This is a genomic window from Micromonospora rosaria (assembly GCF_001567585.1).
Classification (GTDB): Bacteria; Actinomycetota; Actinomycetes; order Mycobacteriales; family Micromonosporaceae; genus Micromonospora; species Micromonospora rosaria.
In genome coordinates, this window is the sequence record NZ_LRQV01000152.1 from 1 (window position 1) to 14866 (window position 14866).

At 75.5% G+C, this 14866-nt stretch carries 3 protein-coding genes; all 3 read right to left on the reverse strand.

Features of this window, described 5'->3' with window-relative positions:
- Positions 1 to 178: polyketide synthase docking domain-containing protein (locus tag AWW66_RS36570; protein WP_211272128.1), on the reverse strand; the 178-nt coding region annotated here is incomplete at its 3' end.
- A gap of 68 nt (positions 179 to 246) precedes the next feature.
- On the reverse strand, positions 247 to 5898 hold the full coding sequence (locus tag AWW66_RS27570) for a type I polyketide synthase (RefSeq protein ID WP_067372227.1): 5652 nt from the start codon (positions 5896 to 5898) through the stop codon (positions 247 to 249).
- On the reverse strand, positions 5895 to 14866 hold an 8972-nt coding region (locus AWW66_RS27575; RefSeq protein WP_157528031.1), incomplete at its 5' end, for a type I polyketide synthase. The genes AWW66_RS27570 and AWW66_RS27575, both read right to left, overlap by 4 nt.

The window sequence follows — 14866 nt, forward strand, 5'->3', positions numbered from 1 at the left end:
ACAAACCATCCGCCGACACCACACCACCCGGCAACCGACAACCCATCCCCACAATCGCAATCGGATCGTCCACAACAGCAGCGGACTCGTACTGCCGGATCCGATCGCGGGCCTCGTGGAGGTCGGTCATCGCGCGACGCAGGTACTCGCGGAGCTTCTCTTCGTTGGTGACGGGCACGGTGCTCCCCCTGTGGTCCGGTGTCGTCGTGGGGTCGGGCGTTGGGTCGGTCGGTGGCGCGGCCGGCGTTACGACAGCCGAAAGTCGCTGTCGAGCAGGTCGAACAGTTCGTCGTCGGAAGCGGTCCGCAACCGGTCGGAGACCTCGGCGCTGGAGCCGTCGTCGGGATCGGGGGGCCCGGCGACCTCGGCGAGCAGGGCGCGGAGCAGGTCGGCGGCGCGGGTGCGGTCGGCGTCGTCCCGCACCGCCGCCCCGATCCCGGTGCGGAGCTGGTCCAGCATCGTCAGGACGCCGGCGGCGTCGGTCGGCGTCCGGTCGCCGGCGGACCGGCGGTCGAGTTCGCTCCCCAGGTAGGCGGCGAGCGCGGCGGGGGTCGGGTGGTCGAAGACGATGGCGGCGGGCAGGCCGAGGCCCGTCGCCGCGCCGAGCCGGTTGCGCAGGTCCACGGCGGTGAGCGAGTCGAAGCCCGCGTCCCGGAAGGACCGCTTCACACTCAGCGTCGCCGCCCCGGCGTGGCCGAGGACGGCGGCGGCCTCGGCACGGACCAGGTCGGTCAGGATCGCCGTACGCTCGGCCGCCGACTTGCCCACCAGGCGCGCGGTGACGGTGGCCTCGGCCGGCTGCTCCGGCGTACCGGGTCTCGGTCGTGCCCGGGTCGGGCCGGTCAGGACGGCGGGCACCGTGCCGGCGGGACCGCCCGCGCGCAGCGCCGCCGGGTCGAGGCGGACCGGGTAGAAGACCGCCCCGGGGCGGGCGCAGGCGGCGTCGAGGAGCACGAGCGCGTCCTCGACGCCGAGTGGCACGAGCCCGGAGCGGCGCAGGCGGGCCAGGTCCGCCCGGCCCAGGTCGGCGGCCATCCCGCCGTCCAGTGGCCCCCAGGCGAGGGAGGTCGCGGGCAGCCCCCGGCCCCGCCGCCAGTCGGCGAACGCGTCGAGGAAGGCGTTGGCGGCGGCGTACCCGGCCTGGCCGGCGCTGCCGATGGTGCCGGCCACCGACGAGAACAGCACGAAGGCGGTGAGGTCGAGGTCGCGGGTGAGGTCGTGGAGGTTGACCGCCGCGTCCGCCTTGGCGCGGAGCACCGCCGCGACCCGGTCCCCGGTCTGGGCGGTCAGCACACCGTCGTCGGCGAGACCGGCGGAGTGCACCACGGCGGTGAGCGGATGCGCGGGCGGGATCTCGGCCAGCAGCCGGGCCAGGGCGTCGCGGTCGGCGACGTCGCAGGCGGCGACCCGGACGGAGGCGCCCAGGGCCGCCAGGTCCCGGGTCAGGTCGGCCGCGCCGGGGGCGTCCGGTCCGCGCCGGCTGACCAGCAGCAGGTGCCGTACCCCGTGCCGGCGGGCCAGGTGCCGGGCCACGGCCCCGCCGAGCAGGCCGGTCCCCCCGGTGACGAGGACGGTGCCGGAGTCCGACCAGGGCGCCACGGCGTCGTCGGCGGCCGGTACCCGGACGAGACCCGGCACGGTGGCCGTCCCGGCGCGCAGGGCGAGTTGCGGTTCGGCCAGGCGCACCGCGCCGGGCAGGGTCCGCAGCGAGTCCGGGTGGTCGTCGACGTCGACGAGGAGGAACCGGTGCGGGTGCTCGGTCTGGGCGACCCGCAGCAGGCCCCAGACCCCGGCGGCGGTGGGGTCGGTGACGCCGGTGCCGGTCTGCACCGCACCGGTGGTCAGCACGACCAGCCGGGAGCCGGTGAATCGGTCCTCGGCGAGCCACCGTTGGACGAGGTCGAGCGCCTGCCGGGTGGCCCGCTGCGCACCGGCGGCCGTCACGTCCCCGGCCGGCGCGGTGTCGGCCGGGCCGGCGGTGACGACGACGTGGGTCGGTACCGGGCCGTCGGCCAGCGCGGCGACCAGCGCGTCCAGGTCCGGGTACGCCTGCGTGGGCGCCTCGGCCGTCAGCGCGGCGAGCAGGGCCGGGTGGTCGGGGCCGACGAGGGCGAACCGGGCCTGTCCGGTCGGCGGGGCGGACGGGACGGTCGCCCAGTCCAGCCGGTACAGCGGCGCCTGGCCGGTGAGGGCGGCGGCGATCCGGTCGGCGGGTACCCGGCGCAGGGCCAGGGAGGCGGCGGTGAGCACCGGCGCACCGGTGCCGTCGGCGGCGGTGACGCTGACCGACTCGGGGCCGGCCGGGGCGATCCGGAGCCGGAGCCGGTCGGTCCCGGTGGCGGAGAGCCGGACGTCGGTCCAGGCGAACGGGAGCATCCCGTGTGCGCCGTCGGGGAACTGGTCGCCGAGGACGATCGCGTGCAGGGCGGCGTCCAGCAGCGCCGGGTGGACCCGGTAGCGGCCCGCCTCCGGGGCGTACTCCTCGGGGAGCCGGACCTCGGCGAACGTCTCGTCGCCGCGTCGCCAGGCGGCGCGCAGTCCCCGGAACGCGGGGCCGTACCCGATGCCCGCGTCGGCGAAGCGCTCGTACTCGCCCTCGATGTCCGCGGGCTGCGCCCCCTCGGGGGGCCAGATGCCGGCGAGGTCGGCCGCCGGCCCCGCCCCGCCGGTGGGTCGCTCCCCGGTGGTGTCGGCCACCCGACCGGTGGCGTGCCGGGTCCACTCGGGTCCGGCGGCGGCCGGCGCGGAGTGCACCTGGACGGGCCGGGTGCCGTCGGGGTCCGGGCCGCCCAGCACGACCCGCAGCCGGACGCCCTCGTCGTCGGGGACCACCAGCGGCGCCTCGAAGGTCAGCTCCGCCACCCGGTCGCAGCCGGCGGCGGCGCCCACCTCGTGCAGGATCTCCAGCAGGGCCGCGCCCGGCAGCACCGTGCGCCCCCACACGCTGTGGTCGGCGAGCCACGGATGGGTCCGGACGGAGAGCTGGCCGGTCCAGACCGTGCCGGCCCCGTCGGGCAGCTCCACCGCGACGGCGAGCAGCGGGTGCCCGGCCAGGTCGAGCCCCACGGCGGTCAGGTCGGGGGTGCCGGGGCGCGGATCGAGCCAGTAGCGGGTCCGCTGGAACGGGTAGGTGGGCAGGTCGGCGCTGAGCGGGCCGTCGCCGAGCGCCGCGACCGGGTCGACGGGGAGGCCGTGGACGTGGGCGGCGGCCAACGCCTCCCCGACGGCCAGGGCGTCGTCGCGGTCCCGGCGCAGGGTGGGCAGCACCAGCAGGGGCCGGTCGGTCTCGGTGGGCTCCGGGGGCTCGGCCAGGCAGTCCCGCGCCATGGCGGTGAGGACGCCGTCCGGGCCGAGTTCGACGAAGGTGTCGATGCCCTCGGCGCGCAGCCGCCGTACGCCGTCGAGGAAGCGCGCCGCGACGCGGGCGTGCCGGACCCAGTACTCCGGGGTCCGCAGGTCGTCGCCGGAGGCCGGCGTGCCGGTGACGGTGCCGACGACGGGGATGGTCGGCTCCCGGTAGTCGAGGTCCCGGATGGCCTTCTCGAACTGCGCGAGCATCCCGTCCATCCGGGGCGAGTGGAAGGCGTGGCTGACCCGCAGCCGGGTGGCCCGGCGGCCCCGCTCGCGCCACCACGCGACCTGTTCGGCGACGGCGGCCTCGTCGCCGGCGACGAGGGTGGCCTGCGGCCCGTTGACCGCCGCGATGGAGAGTTCGGCGTCCCGACCGGCGAGCAGCGGGGCGACCTCGGATTCGGCGGCCTCGAGCGCGGCCATCGCGCCGCCGGCGGGCAGGTCCGCCATGAGCCGGCCGCGTGCGGTCACCAGCCGGGCGGCGTCGGCCAGGGTGAGCACGCCCGCGACGTGCGCGGCGGTGATCTCCCCCACCGAGTGGCCCAGCAGGGCGTCCGGGCGCAGCCCCCAGCTCGTGACGAGCCGGAACAGCGCCACCTCCAGGGCGAACAGCGCCGGCTGGGTGTACGCGGTGTCGTCCAGCAGGGCCGCCGTGTCGCTGCCCGGCTCGGCGAACATGACGTCCCGCAGCGGCCGGTCCAGGTGCCGGTCCACCTCGGCGAGCACCTCGTCGAGCGCCTGGGCGAAGGTGGGGTACCGGGCGTACAGGTCCCGCCCCGCCCCCGGCCGCTGGCTGCCCTGGCCGGTGAAGAGGACGGCGACGCGGCGTTCCGGGGCGGCCCGGCCGGTGACCAGCCCGGCGGCGGTGCCACCGGCGGCGAGGGCCCGCACCCCGTCGAGCAGCGCGGCGTCGTCGGGCCCGGTCACGGCGGCCCGGTACGGGAACGCGGTGCGGGTCCGGGCCAGCGCGCGGGCGACGGCGTCGGCGGGTTCGCTCCGGCCGGTCAGGTGGCTGTGCAGCCGCCGGGCCTGCTCGCGCAGGGCCGCCTCGTCGCGGCCGGAGAGGACCCAGACGGGTACCCCGGCGGCCGGGGCCGGCGCGTCGGCGGGTTCGGCCACCGGCCGGTCGGGGGCGGCCTCCAGGATAACGTGGGCGTTGGTGCCGCTGGCGCCGAACGACGAGACGCCCGCCCGTCGGGGCCGGTCGTCGGACGCCGGCCACGGCTGACTCTCGGTCAGCAGCCGGACCGCGCCGGAGGTCCAGTCCACCCGGGTCGAGGGCCGGTCGACGTGCAGGGTCCGGGGCAGCCGGCCGTGGCGCATCGCCAGCACCGTCTTGATCACACCGGAGACCCCGGCGGCGGCCTGGGTGTGGCCGACGTTCGACTTCAGCGACCCGAGCCACAGCGGCCGGTCCGCCGGCCGGCCCTGCCCGTACGTCGCCAGCAGGGCCTGCGCCTCGATGGGGTCACCGAGCCGGGTGCCGGTGCCGTGCGCCTCCACCGCGTCCACCTCGTCGGCGGCCAGCCCCGCGTTGGTCAGCGCCTGCCGGATGACCGCCTGCTGGGCGGTACCGTTCGGAGCGGTCAGGCCGTTGCTCGCGCCGTCCTGGTTGACCGCCGTGCCCCGGACGACGGCCAGCACCCGGTGCCCGTTGCGGACCGCGTCGGAGAGCCGTTCCAGCAGCAGCATCCCGACGCCCTCGCCGAAGCCGGTGCCGTCCGCCGCGTCCGCGAACGCCTTGCAGCGGCCGTCGGCGGCGAGTCCCCGCTGGCGGGAGAAGTCGACGAACATCGTCGGCGTGGCGAGCACCGTCGCCCCGCCCGCCAGGGCCAGGTCACACTCGCCGGACCGGAGGGCCTGCACCGCCAGGTGCAGCGCCACCAGCGACGACGAGCAGGCGGTGTCGACGGTGACCGCCGGCCCCTGCAACCCCAGGGTGTACGCGACCCGACCGGAGGCGACGCTGCCCGCGCTGCCGTTGACCAGGTAGCCCTCCAGGTCGTCCGGGACCTCGGCGAGCCGGGTGCCGTAGTCGTCGTACATCACCCCGACGTAGGTCCCGGTGCGGGTGCCCCGGACCGCGTCGGGCGCGATCCCCGCCCGTTCGAACACCTCCCAGGCGGTCTCCAGCAGCAACCGCTGCTGCGGGTCCATGGCCAGGGCCTCGCGCGGCGAGATGGCGAAGAACTCCGGGTCGAAGTCGGCGCAGTCGTGGAGGAAGCCGCCCTCGCGGGCGTAGCTGGTGCCGGTGGCGTCCGGGTCGGGGTCGTAGAGCTTCTCCACGTCCCAGCCCCGGTCGTCGGGGAAGCCCGAGATGGCGTCGGTCCCGCCGTCGACCAGCCGCCACAGCTCCTCGGGGGTCTGCACCCCGCCCGGCAGCCGGCAGCTCATCCCCACGATGGCGACGGGCTCACGCGCGCCGTCCTCCAGCTCGCGCAGCCGTCGCCGCGTCCCGGCCAGTTCGGCGGTGACGCGCTTGAGGTACTCACGGATCCGGTCCTCGTTGGCGGCCATCTGCCGGTTGTCTCCTCGGTCGGGGTTCACAGCTGCTCCTCGATGAAGGCGAACAGCTCGTCGTCGTCGGTCGCCGAGGCCAGCCGCTCGGCGACCGTGGCGTCCACCAGCCCGTCCTCCGCCGGCCGGGACCGGGGCCCGCCGACCAGGGCGAGCATCTCCTCCAGCCGACGGCGGACGATGTCCCGGCGGACGTCGTCGGTCTTCATCCCGCCGAGCGCGGCGGCCAGGGTGTCGAGCCCGGTCAGCGCGGTCGCGCCCGCGTCGGCCACCCCGTCGGCGGCGAGCCGGTCGGCCAGGTGCTCGGCCACGGCCTGCGGGTTCGGGTGGTCGAACACCAGGCTCGGGGCCAGCCGCAGGCCGGTCGCCGTGTTCAGCCGGTTGCGCAGTTCGACGGCGGTCAGCGAGTCGAAGCCGACCTCCCGGAACGGTCGTCTCGGGTCCACCGCCGTGGCCCCCGCGTCGAGGGCGAGCACCCCCGCCACGTGGGCGCGGACCAGGTCCAGCAGTTCCCGGACCCGGGCCGGCGCGTCCTGCCCGGCCAGTCGCCGCCGCAGGTCGTCCGCCTGCTCGGCGGGGGCGGCGGCCGGCGCGGACACCCCGCCCGCGCCCTGTGAGGCGGCGGCCCGGCGGGCCGGGGCCGGCGGGACCAGGCCGCGCAGCAGCACCGGAACCGCGTCCGGTCCGCTGGCGGCCTGCTCCCGCCGCAACGCCGCGAGGTCCAGGCGCGCGGGTACGAGCAGCGGCTCGCGCCGGGCCCGGTCGAGCGCCCGGTCGAACAGCACGAGCCCTTCCTCGGCGGTCATCGGCGCGATGCCGGAGCGGCGCATCCGCCGCAGGTCGTTCTCGCCGAGGTGGCCCGTCATGTCGCTGGCCAGTCCCCACAGGCCCCAGGCGAGGGCGACGCCGGGGCGCCCCTGGGCCCGCCGGTGCTGGGCCAGGGCGTCCAGGAAGGTGTTGGCCGCCGCGTAGTTCGCCTGGCCGGGGCGGCCCAGGATGCCCGCCGCACCGGAGAACAGGACGAACGCGGCCAGGGGCAGGTCCGCGGTCACCTCGTGCAGGTTCAGCGCGGCGTCCACCTTCGGCCGCAGCACCGCGTCGATCCGGTCGGCGGTGAGCGCCTGGAGCGCCCCGTCGTCGAGGACGCCGGCCACGTGCACCACGGCGGTCAGCGGGTGCGCGGCGGGGATGCCCCGCAGGACGTCGGCCAGGGCGGCGCGGTCGGCGGTGTCGCAGGCGACCAGCGACACGTGCGCGCCGAGCCCGGTCAGCTCCTCGGTCAGCCGGTCCGCTCCGGCGGCGTCGGGCCCGCTGCGGCTGACCAGCAGCAGCCGGCGTACCCCGTGCGCGGTCACCAGGTGCCGGGCGAGCAGGCCGCCGAGGGTGCCGGTCGCGCCGGTCACCAGGACGGTGCCGGTCGGGTCGAGCCCGCCCGCCGCCGGGTCGGCGGGCTCCGGTTCCGCGCGCAGCGGCTCGATCTCGGGTACCCGGATCTCGCCGGCCCGGACCGCGAGCTGCGGCGTGTCCAGGGTGAGCGCCGACGGGACCGTGGAGATGGAGGTGTCGTCGGCGTCGACGTCGAGCAGGACGAACCGGTCCGGGTGTTCGGACTGGGCCGACCGCAGCAGGCCCCAGAGGCCGGCGTGGACGAGGTCCGGCACGTCCTCGCCGGTGCCGGCGGCGACGGCCCGTTCGGTGAGCACGACGAGTTTCGCCGCCGTGAACCGCTCGTCGGCCAGCCAGCCCTGGAGCAGCTCCAGTCCGGCCTGGGTCTCCGCCCGGACCGCCTCGGCGACGTGGGCGGGTTCGGTGGAGCAGGAGTCTCGGCGAAAGTCGGCGAGGACGACGCTGGGCGGTTCCGCGCCCGCGTCCAGGGCCGCCCGCAGGGAGGCCAGGTCGGCGTGGATGTCGACGGCGGTGACCGGCCAGCCGTACCGCGCGGCGGCACCGATCATCTCGGCGCCGTACGGGCCGACGACCGCCCACCGCCGCTGCGGCGGCGCGGCCACGGCGGTCCGCCGCCGCCAACCCACCCGGTACAGCGGCAGGGCGGTGGTCGTGCCGGAGACGCCGAGGCGTTCCCGGGCGAGGGGCCGCAGGACGAGCGCGTCGAGCGAGAGGACGGGGGCCCCGGCGAGGTCCACCGCCTGCATCGACACCGCCGCCTCGCCGGCCCGGCCGATGCGGACCCGCAGCGTGTCGGCGCCGGTGGCGTGCAGGGTGACGCCCTGCCAGGCGAACGGGAGCAGCACACTACCCTCGGGGACGTCGACGAGCCCGCCCGCCAGCCACGGTTGCAGGGCGGCGTCGAGCAGCGCGGGGTGCACCCCGAACCGGGTGGCCTCGGCGGCGACCCGGTCGGGCAGTCGTACCTCGGCGAAGACCTCGCCGTCGCGCCGCCAGACGCCCTGGAGTCCGGCGAAGACCTCCCCGTACTCGTAGCCCAGCGCGGCGAACCGCTCGTGGAGGGCGTCCACGTCGACGGGTTCGGTGCCGGCGGGGGGCCAGGTCCCGGTGTGCCACGGGGTCGCCGGGGCGGGCCGGGGCCCGGTGGTCAGGACACCGACCGCGTGGCGGGTCCAGGCGGCCTCGTCGGCTGCGGACTCGGCGCGGGAGAACACGCTCACCGGCCGGTGGTCGGATCCCTCGGCCGGGTCGTCCACCAGCACCTGGAGCCGTACGCCGCCGGTGGGTGGCACCGCCAGCGGCGCCTCCAGGCGCAGCTCCTCGACACCGGTGCAGCCGGCCACCTCGGCGGCGTGCAGGGCCAGTTCCACGAAGGCGGTGCCGGGCACCAGGACGGTGCCGGAGACGGCGTGGTCGGCGAGCCAGGCGTGCGAGGCGAGCGAGAGCCGGCCGGCGAGCAGGAGGCTCCGGGTGCCGCCGACCGGCAGCGCGCCGCCGAGCAGCGGGTGGTCCTCCCACTCCATGCCGAACCGGGCCGCGGCGGCGGTCCCGACGCCCGCCGGGGAGGTGTGCGCCCAGTAGTGCCGTCGTTGGAACGGGTACGTGGGCAGGTCCACCACCCGCGCGCCGGTACCGGCGAACACCGACTTCCAGTCCACCTCGACCCCCGCGACGAACGCCTCCGCCGCCGAGGTCAGGAACCGGTCCAGCCCACCGTCGTCGCGCCGCAACGACCCCACCACCACAGCCGGCGCGCCATCACCGACCGACTCGACGGTCTCCTGGACACCCGGCACCAGCACCGGATGCGCACTCGACTCCACGAACCCGGTGAACCCGTCCCCGACCAGACGCTCCACGGTCTCGCGGAACAACACCCGCTGCCGCAGATTCCGGTACCAGTACCCGCCATCCAAGCTGGTGCCGTCGACCGGCCCGCATTCGACGGTCGAGTAGAACGGGATCTCCGCCGCCTGCGGGTCGACCCCGGCCAGGGCGGTGTGAAGTTCCGCCTCGATCGCCTCCACATGCGCAGAGTGCGAGGCGTAGTCGACGGGGATCTTCCGCGCCCGCACTCCTTCGGCCTCACAGCGCGCGACCAGCTCCACCACCGCGTCCACGTCCCCGGAGACCACGGTCGCGGACGGGCCGTTCACCGCGGCCACACCCAGCCGGCCGTCGAACGCGGCGAGCTTCGACTCCACCTCGGCCACCGGCAGGGCGATCGAGGCCATCGCACCCGGACCGGCCAGGACCCGGCCGATCACCTGCGACCGGACCGCCACCACCCGCGCACCATCAGCCAGGCTCAACGCCCCCGCGACCACCGCCGCCGCGATCTCACCCTGCGAATGACCCACCACCGCCGACGGCGTCACACCCACCGACCGCCACAACCGCGCCAGCGACACCATCACCGCCCACGTCACCGGCTGCACCACATCAACCCGCTCCAACCCCGAACCGGAACGGACCACCTCCACCAAGTCCCAATCCACGTGAGCCGACAGCGCCTCCGCGCACTCCACCATCGACTCCGCGAACACCGGCGACTCGTCCATCAACCGGGCACCCATACCCACCCACTGCGTCCCCTGCCCCGGGAACACGAACGCCACCCGACCGGCGGACAACGCACCGGAGGCCCCGAGCACCACCTGGGCGGAAGCGACCCCACCGGAGGCCACCGCGCCGAGCGCGGCGGTGGCGGTGCCGGAGTCCGCCGCGAGCACCACGGCACGCCTGTCGAACACCGACCGCGTCGACACCGACGACCAGCCGACGTCCAGCAGGTCGGCCTCGGCGAGAACGTCCCGGACGCTGTCGGCCTGCGCCCGCAGCGCCGCCTCGGACTTGCCGGAGAGCACCACCGGTACCACGGGAAGGTGCCGGGCGGCGGGGTCGGCGGGGTCGGTACCGTCGGCAGGTGCGGGCTCCTCGACGAGGGGCGCCTCTTCGAGGATCACGTGGGCGTTGGTGCCGCTGACCCCGAACGCGGAGACTCCGGCGCGGCGGGGTCGGCCGGTCTCCGGCCAGTCGCGCTGCTCGGTCAACAACTCGACGGTGCCGGACGACCAGTCCACGAACGGCGACGGCTCGTCCACGTGCAACGTCGCCGGCAACACCCCGGCCCGCAACGCCAACACCATCTTCATCACACCGGCCACTCCCGCAGCCGCTTGGGTGTGGCCGACGTTCGACTTCAACGACCCCAACCACAGCGGGCTGCCGGAACGGCCGCGCCCGTAGGTCGCCAGCAACGCCTGTGCCTCGATCGGGTCTCCCAACCGGGTTCCGGTGCCGTGCGCCTCCACCACGTCGACGTCCGAGGCGTCCACGCCGGCTGCCGCCAGCGCATCCCGGATGACCCGCTGCTGGGCAGCGCCCGACGGTGCCGTCAGACCGTTCGAGGCCCCGTCCTGGTTGATGGCCGATCCCCGTACCACCGCCAGCACGCGGTGACCGCGCTCCCGCGCCACCGACAACCGCTCCAACACGACGACCCCGGCGCCCTCGGCCCACCCCGTGCCGTCCGCGCCACCCCCGAACGCGCGGCACCGCCCGTCAGCCGACAACCCGCCCTGCCGCGAGAACTCCACGAACAGACCCGGCGCAGCGATGACCGTCACCCCACCCGCCAAGGCCACGTCACACTCACCCAGCCGCAACCCCTGACACGCCAGGTGCAACGCCACCAACGACGACGAACAGGCCGTGTCGACGGAGACGGCGGGGCCTTCCAGTCCGAGGGTGTAGGAGACGCGACCGGAGGCGACACTGACCGACTTGCCGGTGAGCAGATATCCCTCGAACTCCTGGGGCGCCTCGTGGAGGCGGGCGGCGTACTCCTGGTGGGTGAGCCCGGAGTAGACGCCGGTGCGACTGCCCCGCAGTCCCTCCGGGTCGATGCCGGCGCGCTCCAGCGCCTCCCAGGACGTCTCCAGCAGCAGACGCTGCTGCGGGTCCATGGCGAGGGCCTCGCGGGGGGAGATACCGAAGAACTCGGCGTCGAAGTAGCCCGCGTCGTACACGAACCCGCCGTCGCGGACGTACGACTTGCCCGCCGCGCCGGGGGTGGGGTCGAAGAAGGAGTCGACGTCCCAGCCCCGGTCGTCGGGGGCGGGACCGATGACGTCGGCCTTGTTCAGCAGCAGGTCCCAGAGCTTCTCGGGGGTGTCCGCCCCACCGGGGTAACGGCAGGCCATGCCGACGATGGCGATGGGCTCGTCGACGGGCGCGGCGCCGGTCGCCACCGGGACGGCGGGTTCGGGGGTGGCTCCCGTGAGGGCCTCCTCCACGAACGAGGCCAGGGCCGAGGGGCTCGGGTGGTCGAAGACGACGGTCGACGGCAGGGTGAGCCCGGTCGTGGTGTTCAGGCGGTTGCGCAGCTCCAGCGCGGTGAGCGAGTCGAAGCCCGCGGCCTTGAAGGCCCGGCCGGGGGTGACCGCCTCCACCGTGTCGTGGCCGAGGACGGCCGCCGCCTCCGTGCGCACCAGGTGCAGCAGGACCTGCTGCCGTTCCGACTCGGACATGCCCACCACGCGCTGCGCCAGGCCGGAGGTCTGCGTCGCGGCGTCGGCCCGGCGGGCGTCGAGCGCGCTCCTGGCCTCGGGAACGCCGTCGAAGAGCCGGCCCGGCCGGAGGTCGGCGAGTCGGGGGGCGAAGTCCGCCCAGTCGACGTCGGCGACCGTGACGCAGACGTCGTCGCGGTCGAGGGCCCGTTGGAGGGCGCGGATGCCGCCGTCCGGGTCCATGGCGGTGATGCCGCGTCGGTTCAGGTTCCGCTCGCCGATCCCCTCGGCCATGCCGCCGCCACCCCACAGTCCCCAGGCGACGGCGGTGGCGGGGAGGCCGGCGGCGCGGCGCTGCTCGGCGAGCACGTCCAGGGCGGCGTTGGCCGCGGCGTACGCCGCCTGGCCGCCGTTGCCCCAGACGCCGGTGATGGACGAGAAGAGGACGAAGGCGTCGAGGTCCCGGTGTCGGGTGAGTTCGTCGAGGAGCAGTGCGGCGTCGGCCTTCGGGCGGAACACCTCGTCGACGTGGGCGAGGGTGAGGGTGTCGAGCACGCCGTCGTGGAGGACGCCGGCGGTGTGGAAGACGGCGGTGGGCGGGTGGGCCTCCAGGAGGGTGGCGAGCGCGGTACGGTCGGACACGTCGCAGGCGGCGATGGTCACCGCCGCGCCGAGCGCCCGCAGGTCCGCTTCCAGCTCGACCGCGCCGGGGGCCTGGGCGCCGCGCCGGCTGGTGAGGACCAGGTGCTCAGCGCCGGTGCGGGCGAGCCAGCGCGCCACCTGGGCGCCCAGTGCCCCGGTACCGCCGGTGACCAGGACGGTGCCACGGGGGCGCCACTCGCGACGGGGGGTGGCCGAGGCGCGGGTCACCCGCCGCCCGTAGACCCCGGAGCCGCGTACCGCGATCTGGTCCTCGCCCTCTCCCCCGGCCACCGCGCCGGCCAGGTGGTCGAGGGCCCGGGAGTCCGGTTCCTGCGGCAGGTCGACCAGGCCGCCCCAGCGGTCCGGCAACTCCAGGGCGGCCACCCGGCCGAGCGCCCACACCTGCGCGCCGACGGCGTCGGGCACCTCCCGAGGGGCCACGGCCACCGCCGCCCGGGTCACGGTCCACAGCGGTACGTCGAGGCCCGCGTCACCGGCGGCCTGCACCAACGCCAGCGAGGCGGCCACGCCCCGCGCGACGGACGGGTGGTCGGGGTGGACGCCGGGTACGAGTCCGAGCAGGGACACGACGCCGGCCAGGGGGGTCGCGCCGTCGGCCGTGGTGGCGAGCAGGTCGGCGAGGTGGGTACGGCTGGCGAGCGGGTCCAGGCTCAGCGGCTCGACCTCGGCGCCCCGGCGGGAGAGTGCCGCGGTGACGTCGGCGGCCAGGGCCGAGCCGGCCGTCGCGGGGTCGGCCGCGAGCAGCCAGCGTCCGGTGAGGTGTCCGGGCTTGTCGGTGGCGAGTGGCTTCCAGGTGACCTGGTACCGCCACTCCGCCGTCGGGTCGGTGTCGCCGCTGGTGACGGTGGCGGCGGGCTTGGGAGTCTCGGCCCAGTAGTGCCGTCGCTGGAACGGGTACGTGGGCAGGTCGACCACCCGCGCCCCGGTCCCCGCGAAGACCGCCTTCCAGTCCACCTCTACCCCGGCAACGAACGCCTCCGCCGCCGAGGTCAGGAAGCGGTCCAGCCCACCGTCGTCGCGCCGCAACGACCCCACCACCACAGCCGGCGCGCCATCACCGACCGACTCGACGGTCTCCTGGACACCCGGCACCAGCACCGGATGCGCACTCGACTCCACGAACCCGGTGAACCCGTCCCCGACCAGACGCTCCACGGTCTCGCGGAACAACACCCGCTGCCGCAGGTTCCGATACCAGTACCCGCCATCCAAACCGGTGCCATCGACCGGCCCGCACTCCACCGTCGAGTAGAACGGAATCTCCGCCGCCTGCGGGGACACCCCGGCCAAAGCCTCCAACAGCTCAGCCTCGATCGCCTCCACATGCGCCGAATGCGAGGCATAGTCCACCGGGATCTTGCGCGCCCGGACCCCTTCGGCCTCGCAGCGTGCGATGAGGTCCACCACCGCGTCCACGTCACCGGACACCACGGTCGCGGACGGACCGTTGACGGCCGCCACACCCAGCCGGCCGTCGAACGCCACAAGCCGCGACTCCACCTCGGCCACCGGCAGCGCGACCGACGCCATCGCACCCGGACCGGCCAGGACCCGGCCGATCACCTGCGACCGGACCGCCACCACCCGCGCACCATCAGCAAGGCTCAACGCACCGGCGACCACGGCCGCCGCGATCTCACCCTGCGAATGACCCACCACCGCCGACGGCGTCACACCCACCGACCGCCACAACCGCGCCAGCGACACCATCACCGACCACGTCACCGGCTGCACCACATCAACCCGACTGAACAAGTCGGCGCCAACACCCCCGCGAACAACTTCCAGCAGATCCCAGTCCACGAACGCCGACAACGCCTCCGCGCACTCGACCATCGACTCCGCGAACACCGGCGACTCGTCCATCAACCGGGCACCCATACCCACCCACTGCGTCCCCTGCCCCGGGAACACGAAGACCATGCGACCGTCCGCCGTCGGTACCGCTGGGCCGAGCACGACACCCGACGGCGCGGAGCCACCGGTTGCCACGGTCTCCAGGCCCCGGTCGGCGGTCGCGGGGTCGGCGGCGAGGACCACGGCCCGGCGCTCGAACCTCGACCGCGTCGACGCCAGCGACCAGCCAAGGTCGAGGAGTCGCCGGTCAGGGAGCAGCCCACGGAGGCGATCGGCCTGCGCCCGCAGCGCCACCTCCGACTTGCCGGACAACACCACCGGCACCACCGGCAGTTCCCGAATGGGTGCAGCGCCCGAGGTGGACTCGGGGTGCGGGGTCGGCAGTGCGGGCGCTTCTTCCAGAATCAGATGGGCATTGGTACCGCTGATTCCGAACGAGGAGACTCCGGCGCGGCGGGGTCGGCCGGTCTCCGGCCACTCACGCCGCTCCGTCAACAACTCCACCGCGCCCGACGACCAATCCACGAACGGCGACGGCTCATCCACATGCAACGTCGCCG